Raw genomic sequence first — 22,475 nt, forward strand, 5'->3', positions numbered from 1 at the left:
AGGCCGATCCTTTCGACAAGCCTACCATTATTATCGCAAAAGCGGACATGGTTTGCAAAAAGCCGCAATACGAAAAACCCGGTCTCTCAGGCGCAGAGGAACGGGCTCGCCGGAAGACTATTCGATTTTGGCCCGGGGATGGGTCCGATCATAGACCTCCTTCATTTTGCTCCGGGTAACTTGCGTATAAATCTGCGTCGTCGAGATGTCCGCATGACCGAGCATTTCCTGAACAGACCGGAGGTCGGCTCCGTTCTCCAGCAAGTGCGCGGCAAACGAATGCCGGAGCGTGTGCGGGGTAATTTCCATCCGAATGTCGGATTCCGCAGCATAACGTTTAATGATTTTCCAGAAGCCCTGACGCGTCATCCGGGTCCCCAAATGGCTGACAAACAACGCCTCCTCGGTCTTGGACGGCTTAAGCAGCTTCGGACGCATCGTTTGGATATAGGCCTCCACATACTCCGAAGCGATTCTTCCGAGCGGAACGATCCGTTCTTTGCCTTTGCCGACACAACGGATAAAGCCCATACTCGGATTGACGCTGTCCACGTCAAGCGAGATGAGCTCCGATACCCGGATTCCCGTCGCGTACAGCACCTCCAGCATTGCCTTATCCCGCATCCCGTTGGGCGTCGTCGTCAGGGGGGCTTGGAGCAGCTTGCCAACCTCTTGAACCGACAGCACCTTCGGAATCCGTTTCTCGAGTCTCGGCGTCTCCATGTGCAGCGACGGATCGCTGTCCAGCAGACGTTCCTTCACGAGGAACTGGTAAAAGGCGCGGATGGAAACCATACTCCGGGAAAGCGTGGCCGTAGCCCTCCCCCGCTGCTTCAGGTCCAGCATATAGCCGGAAATGTTCAGCTTCCCGCTGTCGCCCAGCGAAGAGATGCCGGAGCTTTCCAAATAATCTATATACTGAGACAAATCGCGTCGGTACGAGTCCAGCGTATTCTGAGCAAGGCCCCGATCCTCCGCCAAAAAACGGATAAACGAGTTGAGTTCCTGTTTCATGCGCAATTGATCCCCTTTTATGTCTTGCATCGGCGCTTTTAAAACAATTCCACATGCAGGATCAATTTTCCTTCCGCATCGGGAAGCTTTTTTACTCGCCGATCCGGTAGAACAGCTTCAGTCGTTCGCTCATCTTGATTTTGTCGGAAACCGAAGCCGTCTTATCGTTCTGGAACGCTTTGACGGCGCGGCCTGCAGGCTCCTTGTACTTCGGCTCCGGCTCCAGCCATCGCGTAACGGCGAGCAGCATGTGATAAAGCGCGAACGTAAACACCACGAACAAAAGTGCGAAGCGAAAGCGGCCGAGCCATTTTCGCGCCCGAACATGAACAATCACGGCTTGTCCCCTCCTCCCCTGCTCCCTGCCGACGGCTTGGCGCCGGACCGCGGGAGTTCAGACAGGTTCTAAGAGTACACTATGACCGGACTGGCCAAATTATGCGTACTCGAACGAAGGACGAGACGAAACTACCGCCAGCATGCACCGCTGCCTTGATCAACTTATTGGCAGCAGCGAATCCAAGCCCGTATAAGGCAAACCGACGGCTTCGGCTACCGCGGGATACGTGACGTGGCCCTGATAGGTGTTCACGCCGAGCTTCAGCGGCGGATTGCCGTAGAGCGCACGGGTCACCCCTTTGCCAGCCAATTCGAGGGCGTAGCCGATGGTCACATTCGTAAGCGCCAGCGTAGAGGTACGCGGCACGGCTCCCGGCATGTTGGCGACCGCATAATGAAGGACGCCATGCTTCTCGTACGTCGGCGCGCTGTGCGTCGTCACGCGATCCACCGTCGCGATCGATCCGCCTTGATCGACGGCTACGTCCACGATGACGGCCCCGGGCTTCATCTGCCGCACCATGTCCTCGCTAACGAGCTTCGGTGCTTTCGCTCCGGGAATAAGGACGGCCCCGATCAGCAGATCCGCCTTTTGTACCGCATTGGCAATGTTGTAGGGGTTGGACATCAACGTGCGGATGCGGCCGTGGAACACGTCGTCCAAATACCGGAGCCGTTCCGCGCTGCGTTCGATGACGACGACGTTGGCGCCGAGTCCGAGCGCCATTTTCGCAGCGTTGGTTCCGACGATGCCTCCGCCCAAAATGATCACGTCCGCCGGAGGCACTCCAGGTACGCCGCCGAGCAGAATGCCGCGCCCGCCGTAATTTTTCTCCAGAAACTGCGCACCGACCTGAACGGACATGCGCCCGGCCACTTCGCTCATCGGAGTAAGCAGCGGCAATCCCCCGCTCGGAAGCTGGATGGTCTCGTACGCGATGGCGGTTACTTTCTGCTGCACAAGCGCCTCAGTCAGCTTCGGCTCGGCCGCCAAATGAAGATAGGTAAACAGCGTCAACCCTTCGCGGAAATAACCGAATTCCGCAGAGAGCGGCTCCTTCACCTTCATAATCATCTCCGCTTTGCCCCAAACCTCGGCAGCCGTAGGTAGCAGCTCGGCGCCTTCCTTGGCATACTCTTCGTCGGAAAATCCGCTGCCCGCACCGGCTCCCGCTTCCACAATAACGCTATGCCCGGCTTCTCTCAGGACCGCTGCGCCGCCAGGGGTTAAGGCAACGCGGTTTTCGTTGTTTTTGATTTCTTTCGGTATCCCGATAATCATCGTTCCATGCCTCCTGTTCCCGTTGTTCAACCAAAGCGTATGATATTGTATAGCGTTTGCCTTTTCGGTGCGAATATGTGACAAAATGCAAAAAACCTTCATACTTGATCTAGCGTCAAGCCGAAGGTTTCGTGTTTACGATTTGTTCTTGTCGCGGCAGCGGTGGCAAATGCCCTGAAAATCGAGCCGGTGGTCGAGCACCTGGAACCGGTATTCCCGCTCCAGCCGTTCTTCCAGCGCGCCGAGCCAATCTTCCATAATTTCGTCGACGGCACCGCACTGCACGCAGATGAGGTGATGATGATGGTGATGAGAGCTGTCGTTGCGCAAGTCGTAGCGTGCCACACCGTCGCCGAAGTTCATTTTCTCGAGGACGTGCAGCTCGCTGAGCAGTTCCAACGTACGATAGACGGTGGCAAGGCCGATTTCGGGCGCTTTATCTTTGACGAGCATAAACACGTCTTCCGCGCTCAGATGATCCTCTTCGTTCTCCAGCAAAACCCTGACGGTCGCTTCCCGTTGAGGCGTCAGCTTGTAGCCTTGCGATTGCAGCTGTTGTTTGATTTTTTCGATGCGAGATTCCATGCTTCTCCCCCACGGGTTTTGCACCGAAGCAAAACCTTTCTCGTAAGCTTAAGCTTTCTTCATGCTTACATTATAGGAGGAGGACTTAGGGAAAGTCAAACCTTTTAAGACCCGGACATCGTTACCAGCATGGGAGTTACCCATTTCATCATGGCCGGTGAGACATAAGCCTCGAATACCGCCACGCCGAGCAGCAGCGCCCCGGAAGCCAGAATGACGCCCGAAAATCGCATAAACGGTTCGTATAGAGCGCCTTTGCGGCTGATAAACCGGTTTTTGACCAGATGAATCGTGAAAGCCATCGCCGTGACGCTGCATACGAGCAGCAAAGGGATGACTACCAGGTTCGGCGGCACGACCGAAACGAGCGCAAACAGCAGCCCTTTCCACGATAAGGTGCCGACCAGATAGCCGACGGTGAAGCCGACCAGCACGCCCTTTAAAAAATCCAGAATAAGGATTAACGGCAAGCCGATGACGGACAGGCCCAGCACCCAAATAATTAAAAACCATTTGATATGCATGGAAAACGAATCTTTGAACGAACCCGTAACATCGCCCTCCAGCCCGCCTTGATGGACGGACGCAAAAAAGCTGCCCAAATACCGGCTCAGCTCCTGCTTCTGCTCCAGCGACAGGGCGTTCACCATAACCGCACCGAAAACGACGCCCGTGACGAAGACGACGCTTACGAATAAATAGAACGACAAATGCTCCTTCATATACTGCTCAAGCGTACGGTTCCGCATCATGCCGGTGCGCCCCCCTTGTCCGAATAGTACAGAATATGAGGGGGCACACCGGTTTATGACTCCGTCCGTTTTTCGCGTTATTCTTGCCGTGAGGACACTTTGCCGTATTTGCCGCCGCCGCCCGTATCGAGCCGCAGCGTACCCGCGCGCGCTTCCATAATATAGCCGGCTATCGTTTCGCCCGCCGCAGCCGCGAGCTCTTCGAACGATACGCGGTGTAGCAGGTTCATTTCGGAGCCGAACCGCTCGATGAGACGATTGAACGTTTTCGGCCCGAGGCCCGGAATGTATTCAAGCGGCACTTGGTAGCAATAAGGCGGTCGGTCCGGGGCAACCCGAGGCTCCTCCCGATCCGCAAGGCTCAGAATGCGGTCCATGACGCCGCGGACAATCCGTGGGCTGCCGCAGTACAAGCAGCGCTCCACGGCAGTCTGGCCCTGCTCGTCGAGAATCGAGCTGCAATCGCCGCAGTACGTGCGGTGGTATTTGCCAAGACGCGGATTGAGCCCGTAATTGGCAAGCACGCCGCGTCCGTCCTCCTGCGACAAAGCCTTCCGCAGCTCCTCGAACGTCGGCACCTCAAGCGCCAGTTTATTGTATTCGCGTCCGATCTTCGGAAGCGAATGAGCATCGGAGTTGGTCAAAAAGGTATAGCGGTCCAGTTCGCTGATATGCCCGGCCATGACGGTGTCGGCGCTGAGACCGAGCTCTACGGCCGCGATTCCATCCAAGTCGAGCAGATGCTCCATCCGCGTCGAGCAGCTCCCGTAGACGCTTTTATGCGGCGTGAAGATATGGGCCGGAATCAAGAAGCCTCCGCGCGCGATAACTTCCCGCTGAAGCTCCCGGGCCGTGACATAGATGCGCTGCGAGCTGAGCTGCACATTTTTCATATGCTTGCGCAACCACTCCGTGAAGCTCTGCATGTCGCCAAGCTTGGGCAAATAAGCGAGCAAATGGGCGGTCCCCAAGCCGGGGTCGCGCACCTCGATCTCGCAGCCCAGCAGGACGGTCGTCCGGTGGAAGCGGATGCCCCCTCCTTCCAGCTCTTCCATCTCGCCCGTATCCAAATAATGCAGCATTTCGCGCTGCACGCCCGGCGAATGGCAGTCGATGATGCCGATCATGTCGATCCCTTTGCGCTCCGACGCTTCCTGCGCGATGTTGTAGAACGTCAGGTTGTTCGCGGCGCTTATTTTGACCGCTTCGCCCGCTTCCGTTCGCCCGATGTGGATATGCAGGTCGGCGTAGTACGCGTTCGTGCTCATGTCGGGAACGAGCCGGTAAGCTTGTACAGCTGCCAGGCGTAAACGGCCATGATCGTCTTGGCGTCGCTGATCCGCTGCTCCCGGATATACGCTTGCGCCTGCTCCAGCGTAAGCTCTTCGATTTCGAGGAATTCGTCTTCGTCGGGGTTCGCTTGTCCTTTCACCAACTGCTCGGCGGCATACAGATGAAGAATTTCGTCGGCGAAGCCGGGCGATGTATAGAAAGAGCTGATATGGCGGATCGAGCCTGCGGTATAGCCAGTTTCCTCCTCCAGCTCGCGCTTGGCGGCATCCAGCGGATTCTCGCCGGCGTCCAGCTTCCCTGCCGGAATTTCCACCTGGCTTTTCTCCAGCGGCTTGCGGTATTGTTCGACGACAATCATCCGGTCATCCGGGGTAAGGGCCAGAACCGCGACCGCACCGGGATGCTTGACGATCTCGCGGGTCGCTTCCGCGCCGTTCGGCAGCTTTACGGTATCCACTTGCAAGGAAATGATTTTGCCTTGAAAAATCGGCTGGGTGGAGACGGTCACTTCTTCGAATTTTTTATGCGTCTTATGCGGCATGGAAGATTCCTCTCTTCTCTTTACGGGTATTGTAAGAATAAGACCAAAGCTCATTATACCACATCCGGCGGCTGCTGGCCGCCCGACTAAGGACATAATCGTGTCGTCTCCCGCATAAGGTGGATTATATGAACCTATCGAAGCAGGGGGGGTACTCTATGAAAACATATGTCAATGCAAGGCAGCTTCGTTTGGTAGGAAAAGGCTGGGAAATCCGCAACTATTTGAAAATGGCGCTGGACCGCGTCTCGCCCGATGTGCCCCTTTCGGCCTTCCTGGACGGGACGCGGTCCAGCAGTGCGGCTACTGCGGCTCCTCGTTCCGAAGGAGCCGGTACGCCGCCCCTGCCGCCGTACAAATGGCCGCAAAAAACGCCGGATCGTCCGGCAAGGCTCGCCCCATGGTAGTAATTTGCCGCCCATACGCTGCCAGCGCAGCGGCCATTTGCTCCAAGGACGGCGGCGTCTCCCACAACAGCCGGTGACGCCGGGCGAGTCCGCTCTGCCGGACCTGCTCGCGCAGCAGCGCGGTGTCCGCTTCGGCAGGCAGCCGCGGCAGCGGGACGCAGGCCGACGCGAGCGCGGCTCGGCCCAACGCCACCGCCGTATGGCGGCTGAGCCCGCGGTGCTGCGGCCGCGGATCGGCGAAGCTGATGCGAGCCATCGCCACGGGCACGCCCCCAAGGGCATGCACTGCGCCCACAAGCTCGCCCGCCTCGATGCCGCTGAAGCCGTATAGCGTGCCGGTGCCTACGATGCCGGGGCCCATACAGACGACGGCCAGATCGGCTTTTAGCACATGCCTCGCGGCAAGGAGCGCCGTGTATTTGTTGACGGCTTCGACGTCGCCTCCGTAGGCGTGCCCGTATGTGACCGCCCCGGCCAGCAAGCCGAGCTCCCGCAATCGCCGTACATGTCCGCTAACCGCCAGAGGCAGGGCGCCCCCGTCGGTCATGACATAAGCGATGCGCGGTACTGGCGCTCCCGCCTCGCGTGCAAGCTCGCGGAGCCAGCAGACGGCGGCAGGCAGCATGCTGTGGAGCTCGCCGATGAGCACCGGCATCCCATTCAGCGTAAGTGATTCGGCAAACAGAGCGTGATGCGGACTTGACGGCTCCTCGACCGAGAGCACAGCCCGCTGCAAAGACGTGTACCGCAGCTTCATAATATGCCCTTCCTGCGGCCCAGGGGACCGCAGCCGGTCTGGCGTCTCTGGCTCCCGAGGGATTGTAGCTCCAACGTTCAGGCTGTCGATGGTCTCTTCCGCCCTCCCAAGTCTCGCGTGGACGAAATGAATGCCGCCCGTACCGAGCCCCAGACGAACCGCGGTCGTATTCAGCAGCACCTCGTCCCCCGGCCGAAGCGGCGTCCCTATGGCAAGATCGTGCAGCGCAGCGGCCGTTTCGCCGTTCGCAAGCCGCACCCGGACCTCCTGCAGACCATTTGAAGACAAAGGCTCCCCCACCGTTTCTGTAACGACTGCCGTTTCCCATTGTATCCTCACCGTCCGTTTCCTCCCGCTTTCGCACAAAAAAAATCGCCGCTTACCCTAAAAAGAGATAAGCAGCGATTAAAACAACCTGTATGCTATTACTTTATGCCGGAAGGTCAAGCATTATGCCTTGGTAACTTCATTGACGATCGAGACGACCACTTCGGCCGTTTTGACAAGGTCCGAGATCGCGATCCGTTCTTTCGTCGTGTGGATATCCAGATAGCCGATAGCCAGATTGACGGTCGGTACGCCCATGCCGTTGAACATATTGGCGTCACTGCCCCCGCCGGAATGGAAGGTGCGCGGCGTGCAGCCGACGTTCGTCAGCGCGTTCATCGCAAGCTTCACGACCGGAACGGATTCGTCGTACATAAACGCCGGATAGATGACTTCGCTTTTGAAGTCAAGCTTCCCGCCCATTTCCTCCGCCGCTTCCTCGCACGCTTGACGCATTTTCTCGACCTGCTCGTACATTTTGGCCTGCGTGATGCTGCGCGCCTCGCCTTCGAGCGTTACCCGCTCGACGACGATGTTCGTCGCGCCTTCCACGCCGCCTTCGAAGCGACCGATGTTCGCGGTCGTTTCTTTGTCGATGCGGCCGAGCGGCATGCACGCAATCGCTTTGCTCGCAACGGTAATCGCGCTCACGCCCGCTTCCGGATTCACGCCTGCATGAGCCGAGCGGCCCCAGAACGTGATGTACACCTTCGCCTGCGTCGGAGCGGCTACGGCGATGTCTCCGATGGTGCCGTTCGAGTCCAGCGCGAAACCGAGATCCGCATCGACCCATTTGGCGTCCATTGCCCGGGAGCCCTTCAAGCCGGATTCCTCACCCGCCGTAATGATAAACTGAATCTGCCCGTGCTCGATGTTGTTCTCTTTCAGGACGCGAATCGCTTCAAACATGGCGGCGAGGCCCGCTTTGTCGTCCGCCCCGAGAATCGTCGTTCCGTCGCTGCGGATATAACCGTCTTCGCCGATCTGCGGCTTGATGCCTTTTCCCGGAGTAACCGTATCCATATGCGAAGTGAAGAACAGCTTCGGCAGCGGCTTCGCGGATGTCGCCGGCAGCGTGCAGATGAGATTGCCCGAGCCGTGGCCGGTTTTCGCTGCGGAATCGTCCTCTTCTACCTTCAAGCCCAGCTCAGTGAATTTTGCCTTCAGCACGCGGCTGATTTCCTGTTCGTGCTTCGTTTCGCTGTCGATTTGAACCAACTCGATAAATTCGTCTACCAATCGCTTTTGCTGAATCATAGCTTTCCTCCATTAGGCCGCTTGGGTTATTATAGGAATAGTATTCCCTTGATAAGGAGCTGAAATCGTTGCGAAATAAATTGATTTTCAAAATCGTCGTCTACACGATGATTGTCTCGATGCTGTTATCGACGCTGTTGTTTACGGTAAGCAATTTCTTCTAGCTGGTCGACGGGCGACAGGTTAGGGACAAGCCTCCCCGAGCTGCCGCCGGCCTTTAGTACAGCTTCGTGTCCTGATTGTACGCTTCCAGGTTCTCTTTCACCCGCTGCAGGAAGCGTCCGCAGATGACCCCGTCCAAAATGCGGTGGTCCAAGGACAAGCACAGGTTGACCATCGAACGGACGGCAATCATGTCCTGAATGACGACCGGCTTTTTCACGATCGATTCGAAGGTCAATATGGCGGCTTGCGGGTAGTTGATGATCGGGTACGACAAAATCGATCCAAACGAGCCCGTATTGTTTACGGTAAACGTTCCGCCTTGCATATCGTTAAGCGTCAGCTTGCCGGCTCTTGCTTTCCGGGTTAAAGAATCGATCTCCCGGGCGAGGCCGGCAATATTCATTTGGTCGGCCTTTTGGATGACCGGCGTGACGACGAAGTCCTCGGTACCTACGGCCAGCGCAAGGTTGATGTCCCGCTTGACGATAATTTTGTCTACCGCCCAGACCGAGTTCATGATCGGATAATCCTTGATCGCGCCAACGACCGCTTTGAGCAGGAAGGCCAGATACGTAATGTTGATCCCTTCCTGTTTCATGAATTCGCCCTTCACTTTGTTCCGCAGCAGCACAAGGTTGGTCACGTCGACCTCGATCATCGTCCAGGCATGCGGAATTTCCGTCACGCTCTGGCGCATGCGGCTGGCAATCGTATTGCGGATCGGCGTTACGTCGATCAAATATTCGCCCCGGCCGTCAAGCGGCTGACCCTCCACCTCGATTTTCGGCAGCGGCGGGTTTTCCGACAAATGGATGCCGGTCGAACGAACCGGTCCCTTCGGCGGCACCGGAAGGAACACGCCGGCGGTCGCAGCTTCTGCAGCGGCTTCCGCATTGACGGCGGCCACGGGTTTACCCTCTACGACCGTTGCAGGCTTGCCGCTCGCGACGTAAGCTTCCACGTCTTTGCGCGTAATGCGGCCGCCAAGGCCCGTTCCCTTCACTTCCGACAGCGCGATCCCGTGTTCTGCGGCAAGCTTGAGCACCGCAGGCGAATAACGGCCGCTCATGCCCGCTTCACCTCCGGCAGCTTGCGCTTCGCGACGGGCTTGTCCGCCTTGAGCGCGCTGCGGCTGAGAAACGGCTTCTGCGGCTTCCGCCGTGCTGTCTGCTGCCTGATGCGGCTCCTCGATCAAACAAATCTCTTCTCCGACCGCAGCCGTATATCCTTCTTCCGCCAGCAGCTTGACCAACCGGCCTTCGATCGGGGACGGCATCTCCACCGTCACCTTGTCGGTGATCAGCTCGCACAATACGTCGTACTGCTCGATATAATCCCCCGGCTGCTTGAGCCATTTGCCGATCGTCGCCGATACCAAACTCTCGGCCAGATGAGGAACCTTGACCCCGGTTCCTTTCGTCGCTTGATCGTTCATGTAACGGTCCTCCTAGAACAAAGCCAGCTTCCGCATGGCTTCCATGATCTTATCCGTATTGAGAAGGAAAAACTTCTCCATCGGCGGGTTCATTCCGACGGCCGGAACGTCCGGCGCGCAGAGCCGCATAATCGGCGCGTCCAGCTCGAACAGCAGCTCCTCGGCGATGATCGCGGACACTTCCGCCCCGACGCCTCCGGTCTTGTTATCCTCGTGGATGATCAGCACTTTGCCGGTTTTGGCAGCCGCTTTGAGAATCGCTTCCGTATCCAAAGGCTGCAGCGTTCTCAGATCGAGCACATGAGCCTGAATGCCTTCTTTAGCCAGCTCTTCCGCCGCACGCAGCGCATATTGCACGGTGATGCCGTACGTGATGACGGTGATGTCGGAACCCTCACGCTTCACGGCAGCTTCGCCGATCGGCACGATGTAATCGTCCTCGGGCACTTCGCCCGTGACAGACAAATAGCATTTCTTATGCTCGAAGTACAGCACCGGATCCGGATTGCGGATCGCGGCTTTCAATAGCCCTTTCGCATCATACGGGTCTGAAGGGGCGACGATGACAAGCCCCGGCGTGCCGAAAAAGACGGATTCCGGACATTGGGAGTGATACAGCGCGCCGCCGCCGGTCGCCCCGTACGGAGCGCGGATCACGACGGGACAGCTCCAATCGTTGTTCGAACGGTACCGGATGCGGGCCGCCTCGCTGATGATCTGGTTCGTCGCCGGAAAAATAAAGTCAGCGTACTGCATTTCCGCCACCGGCTTCATCCCGTACATGGCGGCGCCGATCGCTACACCCGCAATCGCCGATTCGGCGAGCGGCGTATCCATGATCCGCTCTTCCCCGAACTGCTCTTTCAGCCCTTTCGTCGCATTCATGACGCCGCCCTTGCCGACGTCCTCGCCCAGGACGAACACGTTCTCGTCCCGCTCCAGTTCTTCCTTCATTGCCGTGCGAATCGCTTCCAAATACGTAATGACCGCCACGAATTAGCCCTCCCTCTGTTCCGCGTACACATGCTTGAGCGTATCTTCCGGCTTCGGAAAAGGCGCATCGTCCGCGTAATTCGTCGCTTCGACCAATTCCTGCTTGATGGCCGCCGCAAGCTCGGCGTCCTGCGCCTCGCTCCAGAGGCCGCAGTCGATCAGATACTGCTTGAACCGAGGCAAGCCGTCCTTCGCGCGGTTCTCTTCGACTTCCTCCGGGGTGCGGTAGAGCAAATCGTTGTCGGACGTCGAATGCGGAGAGATCCGGTACATGACCGCTTCGATCAAGGTCGGACCTTCGCCGCGAAGGGCGCGCTCACGTGCTTCCTTCACGACGCGGTACACTTCAAGCGCATCCCGGCCGTCTACCTTAACGCCCGGGAAACCGTAGCCGTGGGCGCGCTCGGCGATGCTGCCGCCCACCTGCTTGTGCAGCGGGATGGAGATCGCGTACTGGTTGTTTTCGCACATGAAAATGACCGGAAGCTTGTGAACGCCCGCAAAGTTGCAGCCTTCGTGGAAATCGCCCTGATTGCTCGATCCGTCGCCGAAGGTCGTGAACGCCACGAAGTTTTTCCGTTTCATCTTGGCTGCCAGCGCAAATCCGACCGCGTGAGGCACTTGGGTCGTTACCGGGGAAGAACCGGTCACGATATTCAGCTTTTTATGGCCGAAATGGCCCGGCATTTGACGTCCGCCGCTGTTCGGGTCCTCCGCCTTGGCGAAGACGGACAACATCAGTTCCTTTAACGTCATGCCGACCGAGAGCACGAAGCCGTAATCCCGGTAATACGGTAAAAAGTAGTCTTCCCCGCGCGAAAGCGCGAAGGCCGCGGCCACTTGCGCCGTTTCCTGGCCGATTCCGGACACGTGGAACGCAATTTTGCCCGAACGCTGCAGCAGGAAGCACCGCTCGTCAAACATGCGGGCTTTCAACATGTATGTATACATTTCCAGAGCCTGACCGTCCGTCAATCCGAGCTGCCGGTGTTTTGTCATTTGACCGATGGACATGGAGTTATAGACGCCTCCTTTTAAAACAGCAAGAGTTTTTTAATACCTGGTGCTAATACCAGACACTATAACTTATTATAAACCGTTTGGTCTATGAATACAATTTTATTAGATAAAGAGGCGCTCTCCCGGCCTTCCGGCAGCAATTTACATATTGATGGACCGCCCGTCCACGGCCAGCATCGCCTCGCCCAATAGCTCGGAGAGGGTCGGATGCGGATGGATCGTCTGTCCGATTTCCCATGGGGTCGCATCAAGCAACTGAGCTAACGCCGCTTCGGAGATATAATCGGTCACGTGCGGTCCGATCATATGGACGCCAAGCAAATCGTTCGTTTCTTTATCGGCCACCACTTTGATAAACCCATCGGTCTCCCCGAGCACGATCGCTTTCCCCAGCGCCCGGAAATGAACTTTGGACACTTTGACGTCGCGTCCCCGTTCCTTGGCTTCCCGTTCCGTCCAGCCGATGCTTGCCGTCTCCGGCCGGGAATAGACGCACCGCGGCACTTGGTGCGGCTCCACCTTGTGCGGCTTCAGGCCCCAGGCATGCTCGGCCGCAGTCAAGCCTTCATGGGCGGCGGCGTGGGCGAGCTGAAGTCCGCCGATGCAATCCCCGACTGCATAAATGTGCAGCTCGGCCGTCTGCATCAATTCGTTGACGCGAATGAAGCCGCCTTCGACCTTCACGTCGGTATTTTCCAAACCGATGCCTTCGACATTGGCTTGACGCCCTACGCACACGAGCGCGATTTCGGCCGACAGTGCGGCTTGTTCCTCGCGATGTTCTACATTCAGCGTCACGCCGCCCTCATGCTTGCGGACGGATTCCGTGAGCACCTTGGTGCCTGTGCGCACGCTAACCCCGCGTTTTTTCAGCAGCCGCTCCAGCTCGCGCGATACGTCTTCATCCTCGCTCGGAAGCAGTCTGGGGGCAAATTCCACGACCGTCACCTGCACGCCAAAATCGCTAAGCAGCGAAGCCCATTCCACGCCGATGACGCCGCCGCCGATAATGACCGCCGAAGCCGGCAGCTTCTCCAAACGAAGCGCCTCGTCGCTGTTCAGAATCGACACGCCGTCGGTTTCCAGACCCGGCAGACTTCTCGGACGGGAGCCCGTCGCGATGACTACCTTCTCCGGCACCAGCGTCAAGATCTCATCCTCGCCTTGATCGACGGATACCGTACCGCTCCGGGGCGAAAAGATGGAAGGACCGATTAATCTGCCCTTCCCCTGGAATACGGTGATTTTATTTTTTTTCATCAAAAATTGCAGCCCGCTGTATAGTTGCTCGACCACCGCATCTTTGCGGCTTGCGACTTTAGTGAAATCTAGGGTGACCGCCTCGGCTCCGACGCCGAATCTGTCGCTGTCTTTCATGAGGGCGAATACTTCCGCGCTTCGCAGCAGCGCCTTGCTTGGAATACAACCGCGGTGGAGACAAGTTCCTCCGATCTTGTCCTGCTCGACAATGGCCACGCTTTTTCCAAGCTGCGCGGTCCGAATGGCCGCCGTATAACCGCCAATGCCTCCGCCAAGAACAACCATATCAAAAGTATGCGTCATCCATAATTCCTCCTGATACTTAAGATTCTCCTATTGTAACTCTATTCTGCGGCAGAAATATAGTCCAATTTGTGAAATGACATGAATTCTTGATAAATTTATGATAACGTAGAGATTGACGATTTTGAAGCAATAGAAGGAGCCAAGCATGATGGCCGTTATTTCTCGTTTCATCGCCATGCTGCTGCTGGTCGTGCCCGGACTCATGGCAACTTACGGATTTTTGGCAATGAAGGACGCCTGGTTCGCCCAATTCGATCCGGCGATCGGCTTCCTCTGGTGGAAATTTGCGCTGGGACTGCTGCTGTTTGCCGCAGGAGTCGCTTTTATCGGGGGATGGATTTTTTTCCGGGACCGCAAACGCAATTATGTCGCGCCGCGCTTTCGCAAGAAACGCAAAAAGGGATAGGCAGCAATCGCAGCCTGTCCCTTTTTTTGTCGTTCAGCCTCGTCCGCGGCCGGCTTGATCCAGCCAGCGGAGCAGCGTGTGACGCTCGATGATGACGCTAAGCGACCGCCGCCAGGTGATCGCGTGAAGCCCTATGAGCACGGCTAATGCAGCGGCCTGCACCGAAACCGGTGTCAGCAGCGCGAACCCGACACCAAGCGCAAACCCCAGCACGTTGGCTCCGGCGTCGCCCAGCATAGCCTTGCCGCGCAGGTCTGCGCCTGCGAACATCCCCGCTCCGATCGTAAGCGGAACCAACATACGCCATACATTCCAAACGGCTTCCGTTCCGCTCTCCTTCCAAGAAGCAAGCCATACGAGCAGAAGCAGCGAAACAAAAAAGCCCTTCAAGGCCCGTCCGGGCCGGACGTCAAGCAGATTCACCGCATTGGTGGCGAGCAGAATAAGAAGCAACTTGAAGGGAAGCAGCCACAGCGCACGGCTATCCGCTGTGAGGGTTGTCCCCGTCCCGCCGCGAAGCTGTTCCGCTTCCGGCAGCAGGATAAGCATTCCGGCCACTAAGGTCGTCCCCGCCTTGACGATCCCGGTCGTTATCCTCCGCTGCTCGATCCAAGTCTTCCAATGATTGCGCAGCCCTTTGACCTCCCGCTCCCCGAGCAGATCGTCAAGCAATCCCGCAAAACCGACCAACGTGACCGCCAGCATCCATCGGTCTGTATCGGGCCAAGAGGAAGGCACTACGCACACCCCGTACAGATACCACAGCAGAAGCAGCAGCCACAGAAGCACGCCTCCAGCCGTCGGAACAAGACGTCCCCGGTAGTTCGTTTCCGAGAGCCCGTGCTCCTGCAAAAAACGAATCGTTCCCGGCAGCAAAACGGCTCCCGCCGCGATCAGCAAGCCCAACGGAACTGCCCATGCCCATAACCAGCCGGTCACGGTCAGCATGCCGGTTTCCGCCAGCACTGCCACAAGGTAAGTCCGACCTCGCAAAGCTGCTTGCCGCGATGGAGCCATCCCTGCCAGGTCCGTCCGGTCTCCCGGTGCCGGAAAGGAACCTCCAGTTCGACGATCCGAAAGCCGAGCCTGACGGCATCGACCATCATGCCGACCTCGGCGCCGAATCCCTGGTATTTCCTTTCGCAGCGCCGCAGCACTTCGCTTCGCATCGCCCGTTGCCCGGATAACGGAGCCCCCGAGTCATAGCCGCTCAACAGACGGACGCCGCGGCCGGCCAAGCCTCTGACGAGCCCGAAGCCACCCGGGATGCTTGCCGGTGGAAGCTTCGCCACGGTCAAATCCGCTTCCCCCCGCAGCACAGGCTCAAGAAGCAGAGGGAACTTTTCGGCGGTGCTGCCGAGATCGGCGTCCAGAAACACGACAATCTCCCCGGACGCCGCTTGCCAGCCCGCGAACATCGCCGCTCCTTTGCCCGAATTCACGGGAAAACGCAATACGACGTCAGCCCACGCACAAGCGACGTCACCCGTTCCGTCGCGGCTTCCGTCATCCACCACGATGAGCTGCATGTCGAATGAAAATTCCGCTGAGGCGTGCGCCTTCGAGACCGCTTCCAGCGTCGAAGCCAGCAGGCGGGACTCGTTCCACGCAGGAATAATGACGGATATAAGCGGAACCATTGGCGTCCTCTCCCTTCTCTCAATGCAAAAAACGGACAAATGATAACCACGCTGCCCCTGGGCTTGCCGGCTTACGCCGTTCGGTTGCAGGGTATAGGCGGCTAATCCCCCTTGCATCGACAAGCCTGCTCCCAATCTTCATCCGCACAAGCCAACTGCTGCCCATGCCTTTGCGTCCTTTTTCCATAAAGTCCTGCATATGGCTGTGCAATCCAACGGTGATAATCTGCTCGCAGCCTTGTTCGTAAGCCAGCAGGAGCGCCGCATCCTCGCTCGTTCCTCCCGTCGGCAGGGAAGCCGCCGAAAGCCCGAGCCGCCGAAGGCGCTCCATCCCCGGAGCCGCTCCGTTCCGATAGCTATGTACGATAAGTTCCGCCCCGCTGAATAAAGCAAGATCCGATACGCTGTCCATATCCCCTATGATCATGTCGGGGTTGTACCCCGCTTCCAAAATGGCGTCAGCCCCTCCGTCCACACCGATCAGCACAGGACGGACTTTCCGTATGTAACGTTTCAGCGCGGCGAAATCTTCCCGGTACCCGCTTCCCCGCACCACCACCAGCGCATGCCTTCCCGGCAGCTCCGTTCGCAATGTAACGGGCGGCAGTGGTTCGAGCAGCTGCTCCTTTTCCTCGGCAGCGTATTTCAGCGTATTCTCGATAAACCTGGCGAGCTGCTTCGGCTCCGAAGCTTGTGCGGCCCGGTATCCGGCGAACCAGCTTTGCCGGGTAAACCGGCGGCAGGGCACCCACGACGTCCCCGTATCGATCCCGTGTTCGGTCACGGTAACGGTCCGGGAGGTCTGCAGCAGCTCGAAAGCGTCCGGAGACGTCTCCACAAGCGGCGTACCCGCCTCCAGAAGCTCTAAAACCGCCCGGGAGGCAATCGTCCCGGTCATCGTCCGGCCCGTGTTCACGACGGCGGATACCCGAGCTTTGAGCAGGCCGCGCACGGCCAACTCGTCCAAATCATCGTGCGCCAGCACGGCGATTCGCCCCGGTCCCAATCGTTGAAGCAGCCGCTTAGTGCTTCGGTCACTTTCCGTTATCCCGGTGATGGGTAAAAGTCCCATTTTCGACTTCCATCTCATAGCTTCATCCCCAATCACGTCAAGGAATCCAGCGCCTGCTCCACCCTCGTGACCCCTTGAGACATCGCATGTCCGCTAGCCACCGCCGACGCCACGGCCGTCGCCTCGAGAATTTCTTGCCGGGAAGCTCCTTTCGCCAGCGCTTCTTGAACGTGATATAGCGTACACACCTCGTTATTGGCAAACAAGCCGATGCCAAGGGCAATCAACTGCTTTTGCTTTTCATCGAGTGCTCCGGGGGCAAAACAAGCGGCTGTAAAATGATGGTATGCTTCCACCATCGTCGGCATAAGCTCTTTCATGTGGCCGACACCGACCTTATAAGAGTCGACTTTTTGCAAGCTGTCAGCTTGATGCATCGCGGCGCCTCCTTCCGATTTTCCTTGGTTTAGCTTCCCCTCGTTCCAAAGGCATATGCAAAAAGAACGAAGATCGTGTCCAAAAAAAATCAAAAATTAACGAAAACACTTACAATATTCTACAAAAATCGATTTTATCGTATGGTATAATTAGTTCTATCCTAGGGTAAGGAGTAGATTCAATGCAAAAAACATGTCAGAAAATTGTTCGTGTTCAGGATGGTCTGATTACGGAAATTTATGATGGCTTGGTTTACCGAGACTTCAGTGACAATGAAAGCGCATTGAAGGAATTGCTGATGGACGATATCGGTCTGGATTTTGATTCCATACTCCATACTTACGAGCAGCTCATTTACGAGATGGCATGCTCCAGTTCGGAACTCCGTTCCTCCATCATGAAGCGTCTGCCCGAAGGCTGGCTTGATTGGGCACACGATTTGTATTCCGACAATAACGCCGAAAATAAGGCCATGCTGCCCATCACTCAGTCAATCCTATAATTGCCTGACGTCAGCCGCATACTTGGATAAGCACGTTCCATACTAAGTTTGAATTCACTTAGGCGGAGGTGCTTTTGAAATGGTTGACAATCTCGAAAGCAATTATGACTGCTCCAATGCAGGTGGCGATCTTCAAGAGCTGCAGCAGCAGCTGGCCGGGATGCACAATACCGAGCTGGACGAACAGTCTCAGCAAACGGTCAACCGTCTGGAGAACCAGATTCGGTTCATCAAGAACAAGTGCGACATTCGCCCTTAATCCGAGCTTTTGAAGAGAAAAGCCAGCCCTTCGGATATCCATCCACGGCTGGCTTGCTTGCATTTGTAAGATAAAAAACGGTTATTTTTAGTCTTCGCGAAGCAGCACGATGTCGCTCACATTATGAATGACATGGAAATTCAATAGTTGATAGGCCGTCATTGCGTTTAGTTTTTCGTGCAAATCATAAATGGCGACCTCGCCGCGTGCAGTCTCGCCCAGCTTGATCGCCACGTGACATTCCACATAGACACGTTCAACTTGTTTGCGGGCGGCCATCGTATAGTTGACGATACCATCGGAAACAAAATTGGCATGGTTCTTATCGGGCGTGAGAAAAGCGTCAACGATTTCGAAGTCACCGTTACCCGAATCAATGACGAGCTTGATTCTTTTTAACACGGCATGCAGCCCCTTTCGTTTGAATTTATCTGCACAGGTTCATCTGGTCAACGCATGACACTATTTAGATGACCAAAAGAGCCTAATTTCAGCAATATAACAAACAAAAATTAGATGATAACTCGGAATTAAGAAGTGGTGAATATAACGGCTTTGTTCGTAAGAATGAAGCCCCCTATTCGTGAATTGAAAGAGATGAAACTTTTTGTTAAGATGTACTTGAATCATGAGTCAATATTTCGATTTGTCAACATGTTGTGCATAGAATTATATTAACTCTTACCGTTCAAAATGTCAACATGTTGTGCAAATGTTTTAGGAGGAATCCGTATGTCCGTTCGTTGTAAACTTGGAGACATTATGAAGCTGCGTGGACTTTCCAATAAAGAAGTCGTAGCGTTAACAGGAGTTAGCCGAAACACAATTACTTCGTTGGCCGCTAATGCCACAAAGAGGATTGATTACGATACCCTTGAGGGTCTCTGTCGAGGACTTGGTGTCACGCCAGGAGATTTGATTGAATATGTACCGGAAGATAACACAAAGACCCCGTAACGCGACATACTGATCCTTACCCGAAAAATTCGATTCGATAACCATCCGCTAAAGATTTCGTGGAAATTTGCGAAAATGAGTGGTGGGGATGATGAATTGGTTAACTCCCACTAAAATATACATATAAACGCATAAACATATTATATGCCTATCAGTTTAAACGTTATTACGTATATTTCGTAAATTTTGGATAAGTATAATAGCTTTATAGGTGGGTGATCAACAGTTGCGCAGAGTTCGCTTAAGATTAAAAGAAATTATGGAACAACGAGGATTAACCCAGATACAGCTTTCGGCATTATCGGGGTTAGGCAATCTGCAATAAGCGAGATGTCTCGTAATGTTCGCGAACAAATAAGTCTCATTCATCTTGCGAAATTAGCAGACGCTCTAAATATTGACGACATTAACGAGTTTCTAGTAATAGAAAAAGACGGCAGCCAATCGGACTAATGCACCGAAAAGCTGCCGTCTTTTGTTTATGTGACATTCATTTATCGTTTTGACGAATTACGCTATTTCAAGCCGAATTGTGCTTTTGTCACAAGTTTGCCGTCTTGGAATGCAAAATTAGCGTTTGCTCCGGGTGAGCCCTCGCCTTTATACATATAGCCGACAGTGTGAGACTTTTCGCCTTTCGTTCCAGCTTCGGCTACCAATTCGCCCGGTCCCCCGATAATCTTTGAGACTTCCTCATAGGTCTGCCCATTCTCAATCTTATCGAATTCCTCTTTCGTAATGGTTGCTTGCTTCGATTCCGTCTTCTTTTCCCCTGCAGGTGCGCCTGCTTCTTTGGCCGGTGTGCTTGCTTCCTTTGTAGTCGAACTAGTTTCCTTTGCCGGAGTGTTTGCTTCCTTGGCAGGTGCCGCTCCGCAACCACTAATCACAACAATCATAAGCGCCGCGGTGAAAGTCAGTAGATGTTTCACGCCATGACCCCTTTCCAGTATATACCGTAATTCTACACTGGGAATGTGCGACATACTAGAGAATATTCGTTCGCATATGGACAGAACTCCATGAAAATGAAAACGTCGAGCCCGTTGGGACCCGACGTAGGAAAGCTCACTTATTTCACGAAACTTTATGCTCGATCCGCAGCTTGTCCGCCACCATTGCGATGAATTCGCTATTCGTCGGCTTCGCTTTGCTAATATTGATCGTATAGCCGAACAAATGCGAGATACTGTCGATATTGCCGCGTGTCCAAGCGACTTCGATCGCATGGCGGATCGCCCGCTCGACGCGGCTCGGCGTTGTTTTGTATTTTTCGGCAATGGCCGGATACAGCGTCTTCGTAATCGCTCCGAGAATTTCGATGTTGTTATATACCATCGTGATCGCTTCACGCAAATATTGGTATCCTTTGATATGAGCGGGTACGCCGATTTCGTGAATGATGGTCGTAATGTTGGCATCCAGATTTTTGCCTTTCGGCAATTGAACGACGTTCGCTTTCTGCGACGACGAAGAGGACATCACAGGCACAGCTGGGCTTGTGCCGATCAACTGCCGAATCCGATTCGTCAAAATTTCCATATCGAACGGTTTCAAAATGTAATACGAGGCGCCGAGCTGAACTGCTTTTTGGGTAATGTTTTCTTGACCAAAAGCAGTGAGCATGATGATTTTCGGCTGCGGATTCAAATCCATTTCCCGCAGCTTCTCGAGCACGCCAAGACCGTCCAGATGAGGCATAATAATGTCCAAAATCAATACGTCCGGTACCCGCGGGCCTTGCTCGATTAGACGAAGCACATCATTTCCATTGTAAGCAACGCCGGTCACTTGCATATCGGCCTGATCATCGATGAATTCGGAGAGAAGATTTGTAAATTCTCGGTTGTCGTCTGCTAAAAGAACTTCAATGGTTTGCAACGGTAAGCGCCTCCTTCATTTGCGGCAATTCGCTTTAGCATTATTTACCTGTAATACAATTTCGACATGCACTTTAAAATTCCTTCTGTCGAATATTATTTTTCTGGATTTTTTCTGATTTTTATTTTATAATTAATAATTTACTTCACCATTATACATCATTCGACAAAGAATGATTATATGCTACATATCGTATCTATCCTCGAACAATAACAAAACGTCCACCTACAAACGATTCGAAACGGAGCAAAGATTTACGTACTGCCCAACAAAAAAACCGAAGACCATTAACTGGCCTTCAGTTCCGTTGTTTCCGTATTGGAAGGACGAAGCATAATGCCTGCATCCTGCAGCATCCATTCGATAAAGCATCCGTAGCCGCTCGTCGGGTCATTGACGAAGACGTGAGTCACCGCTCCGATCACTTTTCCGTTCTGAATAATCGGGCTTCCGCTCATGCCTTGCACGATCCCTCCAGTCTTGTCCAGCAGGCGGGAATCGGTAATTTTGATTACCATCCCTTTGGTGGCCGGATATTCCTGCTTCGCCACATGAACGACCTCGATATCGAATTTCTCGACCTTCTGACCGTTGACCACCGTATAAATCTGTGCAGGACCTTCCTTCACCTCTTCGGCGAAGGCGACGGGCAGTGCCTTGTCGCTGTAGCTATGCCCCGGCGTGTCAAACATTTTGCCGAAAATGCCGAACTGCGTATTTTTCTCAATATTGCCGATGGCTCTGCTTTCCTTGGAGAACTGGGCACGCTTTTCACCCGGCTCGCCGTTTTGGCTCTTCGATATCGAAGTGACGTTCGAATGCACGATCTCTCCGTTGCCTACCATGATCGGCACTTGCGTGTCCATATCGGTAATGACATGGCCCAGCGCTCCGTATACGCGTTGATCCGGGGCATAGAAGGTCAGCGTCCCGACCCCGGCGGCCGAATCGCGTATATACAGCCCGAGCCTGTACGCCTTGTCCACGATATCATACGCAGGAGTAATCGGAATATCGAGCGTTTCGTTTCCGCGGCGGATCGTCAGCATAATCGGCTTTTTGTTCTCTCCCGCCGCTTTGACGAGATCCGCTACCCGGCTTACGTCGCTTACGGTTTTACCGTTCATTTTGACGATGAGATCGCCGAGCTGTACTTTGGCTTCTTCGCCCGGAGACGATTTGCGGTCATCCGTGATCGCAACCAAATGATGCCCGACGATCATAATTCCGGCCGATTTCAGCTTCACGCCGATCGTCTGCCCGCCGGGAATAACTTTCAGATCAGGGACGACATTGACTTTAACCGTCTTGAAAGGAATTTTTCCGAATAGCTTCAGCTTCATTTCAGCTTGTCCAGCTTGATAAGATTCAAGTGCGATAGGATGATGAAGATCCACTTGGAATGAGTGCCTTGCCGAGCCGTTGACCTTGAGCACTTCCGGATGGTTGACTGTCACTTGCGCGCTGACCGGCATCGCCAACTTCAGTTGGGTTTGCTGTCCGGTAAAAAGCCGGAGCTCCTCGGGGAATGAGGCAAAACTGCGGAAAGGGGTGGTGAGGCTACCCAAACAAACGAAGAGGACGAGCAGTAATCCAATCAATCTTTTTCTATGGTTGGAACCCAATTCGCTCACGCTCCCTTGCTTCCTT

Annotated in this window: 27 protein-coding genes; 6 read left to right on the forward strand and 21 right to left on the reverse strand. The window is 55.1% G+C overall.

All coding sequences use genetic code 11. The features are described 5' to 3' along the window. Positions 1-117: 117 nt before the first annotated feature. From xerD to NI000_RS08055, 7 genes are all read right to left on the reverse strand, one after another. Entirely contained in the window at positions 118-1,014 is an 897-nt protein-coding gene (gene xerD / locus NI000_RS08025) for a site-specific tyrosine recombinase XerD (protein WP_253409351.1), read from the reverse strand. A 91-nt stretch (positions 1,015-1,105) separates the two neighbouring features. Next, a complete protein-coding gene (locus NI000_RS08030; RefSeq protein WP_253409353.1) occupies positions 1,106-1,351 on the reverse strand; it encodes a DUF4227 family protein in 246 nt (81 codons plus the stop codon). A gap of 159 nt (positions 1,352-1,510) precedes the next feature. Continuing rightward, entirely contained in the window at positions 1,511-2,635 is a 1,125-nt protein-coding gene (gene ald / locus NI000_RS08035) for an alanine dehydrogenase (protein WP_253409355.1), read from the reverse strand. A 135-nt stretch (positions 2,636-2,770) separates the two neighbouring features. Continuing rightward, positions 2,771-3,220 (reverse strand): ferric iron uptake transcriptional regulator, encoded by a 450-nt coding sequence (fur, locus tag NI000_RS08040; RefSeq protein WP_054974905.1) that lies wholly within the window; start codon positions 3,218-3,220, stop codon positions 2,771-2,773. A 104-nt stretch (positions 3,221-3,324) separates the two neighbouring features. Beyond that, positions 3,325-3,972 (reverse strand): stage II sporulation protein M, encoded by a 648-nt coding sequence (spoIIM, locus tag NI000_RS08045; RefSeq protein WP_253409357.1) that lies wholly within the window; start codon positions 3,970-3,972, stop codon positions 3,325-3,327. Positions 3,973-4,049: 77 nt separating this feature from the next. Then, positions 4,050-5,240 (reverse strand): endonuclease Q family protein, encoded by a 1,191-nt coding sequence (locus tag NI000_RS08050; RefSeq protein WP_253409360.1) that lies wholly within the window; start codon positions 5,238-5,240, stop codon positions 4,050-4,052. Beyond that, a complete protein-coding gene (locus NI000_RS08055) occupies positions 5,237-5,806 on the reverse strand; it encodes an NUDIX hydrolase (RefSeq protein ID WP_010499016.1) in 570 nt (189 codons plus the stop codon). Before NI000_RS08055 ends, NI000_RS08050 begins: the two co-directional genes overlap by 4 nt. A 158-nt stretch (positions 5,807-5,964) precedes the next feature. On the opposite strand from NI000_RS08055, the gene mciZ reads away from it, so the two are divergent. Beyond that, the gene (gene mciZ, locus NI000_RS08060; RefSeq protein WP_253409362.1) at positions 5,965-6,213 is read left to right on the forward strand and encodes a Z-ring formation inhibitor MciZ; all 249 of its coding nucleotides are present in this window, start codon (positions 5,965-5,967) and stop codon (positions 6,211-6,213) included. Here the strand turns inward: mciZ and NI000_RS08065 are convergent. Both NI000_RS08065 and NI000_RS08070 read right to left on the reverse strand, forming a co-directional pair. Beyond that, the gene (locus NI000_RS08065; RefSeq protein ID WP_253409363.1) at positions 6,110-7,309 is read right to left on the reverse strand and encodes a DUF3866 family protein; all 1,200 of its coding nucleotides are present in this window, start codon (positions 7,307-7,309) and stop codon (positions 6,110-6,112) included. The genes mciZ and NI000_RS08065 overlap by 104 nt on opposite strands. Before the next feature lie 111 nt (positions 7,310-7,420). After that, positions 7,421-8,554 carry a M20/M25/M40 family metallo-hydrolase gene (locus NI000_RS08070; protein WP_253409365.1) on the reverse strand — a complete coding sequence of 378 codons (1,134 nt, stop codon included), beginning with the start codon at positions 8,552-8,554 and terminating at the stop codon, positions 7,421-7,423. A gap of 68 nt (positions 8,555-8,622) precedes the next feature. Between NI000_RS08070 and prli42 the strand changes: the two genes are divergently transcribed. After that, on the forward strand, positions 8,623-8,718 hold the full coding sequence (prli42, locus tag NI000_RS08075; RefSeq protein WP_157261672.1) for a stressosome-associated protein Prli42: 96 nt from the start codon (positions 8,623-8,625) through the stop codon (positions 8,716-8,718). Between the two features lie 53 nt (positions 8,719-8,771). Here the strand turns inward: prli42 and NI000_RS08080 are convergent, their stop codons facing one another. From NI000_RS08080 to lpdA, 4 genes are all read right to left on the reverse strand, one after another. Next, positions 8,772-10,154: a dihydrolipoamide acetyltransferase family protein gene (locus tag NI000_RS08080; protein WP_253409367.1), complete on the reverse strand. Its 1,383-nt coding sequence runs from the start codon at positions 10,152-10,154 to the stop codon at positions 8,772-8,774. A 12-nt stretch (positions 10,155-10,166) separates the two neighbouring features. Further along, positions 10,167-11,147: an alpha-ketoacid dehydrogenase subunit beta gene (locus NI000_RS08085; protein WP_253409368.1), complete on the reverse strand. Its 981-nt coding sequence runs from the start codon at positions 11,145-11,147 to the stop codon at positions 10,167-10,169. Between the two features lie 3 nt (positions 11,148-11,150). Continuing rightward, positions 11,151-12,161, reverse strand: coding sequence for a thiamine pyrophosphate-dependent dehydrogenase E1 component subunit alpha (locus tag NI000_RS08090; protein WP_253409370.1), 1,011 nt, complete (start codon positions 12,159-12,161; stop codon positions 11,151-11,153). A 147-nt stretch (positions 12,162-12,308) separates the two neighbouring features. Then, positions 12,309-13,730 carry a dihydrolipoyl dehydrogenase gene (gene lpdA, locus NI000_RS08095; RefSeq protein WP_253409372.1) on the reverse strand — a complete coding sequence of 474 codons (1,422 nt, stop codon included), beginning with the start codon at positions 13,728-13,730 and terminating at the stop codon, positions 12,309-12,311. 148 nt (positions 13,731-13,878) lie between these two features. On the opposite strand from lpdA, the gene NI000_RS08100 reads away from it, so the two are divergent. Beyond that, positions 13,879-14,139, forward strand: coding sequence for a DUF2627 domain-containing protein (locus NI000_RS08100; protein WP_036680888.1), 261 nt, complete (start codon positions 13,879-13,881; stop codon positions 14,137-14,139). Between the two features lie 33 nt (positions 14,140-14,172). Here NI000_RS08100 and NI000_RS08105 read toward each other — a convergent pair whose 3' ends face one another. From NI000_RS08105 to NI000_RS08120, 4 genes are read right to left on the reverse strand one after another with little or no spacing between them, the layout of a single operon-like run. Continuing rightward, on the reverse strand, positions 14,173-15,111 hold the full coding sequence (locus NI000_RS08105) for a hypothetical protein (RefSeq protein WP_253409374.1): 939 nt from the start codon (positions 15,109-15,111) through the stop codon (positions 14,173-14,175). After that, complete coding sequence (locus NI000_RS08110; protein ID WP_253409376.1) at positions 15,081-15,779, reverse strand: glycosyltransferase family 2 protein; 699 nt, start codon at positions 15,777-15,779, stop codon at positions 15,081-15,083. Before NI000_RS08110 ends, NI000_RS08105 begins: the two co-directional genes overlap by 31 nt. A 19-nt stretch (positions 15,780-15,798) precedes the next feature. Then, positions 15,799-16,869: a putative cytokinetic ring protein SteA gene (gene steA / locus NI000_RS08115; RefSeq protein ID WP_253409378.1), complete on the reverse strand. Its 1,071-nt coding sequence runs from the start codon at positions 16,867-16,869 to the stop codon at positions 15,799-15,801. Between the two features lie 14 nt (positions 16,870-16,883). Continuing rightward, positions 16,884-17,228: a carboxymuconolactone decarboxylase family protein gene (locus NI000_RS08120; protein WP_253409380.1), complete on the reverse strand. Its 345-nt coding sequence runs from the start codon at positions 17,226-17,228 to the stop codon at positions 16,884-16,886. Positions 17,229-17,410: 182 nt separating this feature from the next. Here NI000_RS08120 and NI000_RS08125 point away from each other — a divergent pair, with 182 nt between their 5' ends. Next, positions 17,411-17,731: a hypothetical protein gene (locus NI000_RS08125; RefSeq protein ID WP_253409382.1), complete on the forward strand. Its 321-nt coding sequence runs from the start codon at positions 17,411-17,413 to the stop codon at positions 17,729-17,731. Positions 17,732-17,810: 79 nt separating this feature from the next. Further along, entirely contained in the window at positions 17,811-17,990 is a 180-nt protein-coding gene (locus NI000_RS08130; protein ID WP_253409383.1) for a DUF2524 domain-containing protein, read from the forward strand. 87 nt (positions 17,991-18,077) lie between these two features. On the opposite strand, the gene NI000_RS08135 is transcribed toward NI000_RS08130, so the two are convergent. Then, entirely contained in the window at positions 18,078-18,392 is a 315-nt protein-coding gene (locus tag NI000_RS08135) for a hypothetical protein (protein WP_253409385.1), read from the reverse strand. Between the two features lie 330 nt (positions 18,393-18,722). Between NI000_RS08135 and NI000_RS08140 the strand changes: the two genes are divergently transcribed. Further along, positions 18,723-18,947, forward strand: a complete 225-nt coding sequence (locus NI000_RS08140; protein WP_375540954.1) for a helix-turn-helix domain-containing protein — start codon at positions 18,723-18,725, stop codon at positions 18,945-18,947. A gap of 515 nt (positions 18,948-19,462) precedes the next feature. Here NI000_RS08140 and NI000_RS08145 read toward each other — a convergent pair. From NI000_RS08145 to spoIVB, 3 genes are all read right to left on the reverse strand, one after another. Then, positions 19,463-19,876, reverse strand: coding sequence for a DUF3862 domain-containing protein (locus NI000_RS08145; protein WP_253409387.1), 414 nt, complete (start codon positions 19,874-19,876; stop codon positions 19,463-19,465). Between the two features lie 145 nt (positions 19,877-20,021). Further along, positions 20,022-20,825: a sporulation transcription factor Spo0A gene (spo0A, locus tag NI000_RS08150; protein WP_253409389.1), complete on the reverse strand. Its 804-nt coding sequence runs from the start codon at positions 20,823-20,825 to the stop codon at positions 20,022-20,024. Positions 20,826-21,112: 287 nt separating this feature from the next. After that, on the reverse strand, positions 21,113-22,450 hold the full coding sequence (gene spoIVB / locus NI000_RS08155; protein WP_253409626.1) for a SpoIVB peptidase: 1,338 nt from the start codon (positions 22,448-22,450) through the stop codon (positions 21,113-21,115). Between the last annotated feature and the right edge of the window lie 25 nt (positions 22,451-22,475).

The organism is Paenibacillus tyrphae (assembly GCF_024158745.1).
Classification (GTDB): domain Bacteria; phylum Bacillota; class Bacilli; order Paenibacillales; family NBRC-103111; genus Paenibacillus_G; species Paenibacillus_G tyrfis_A.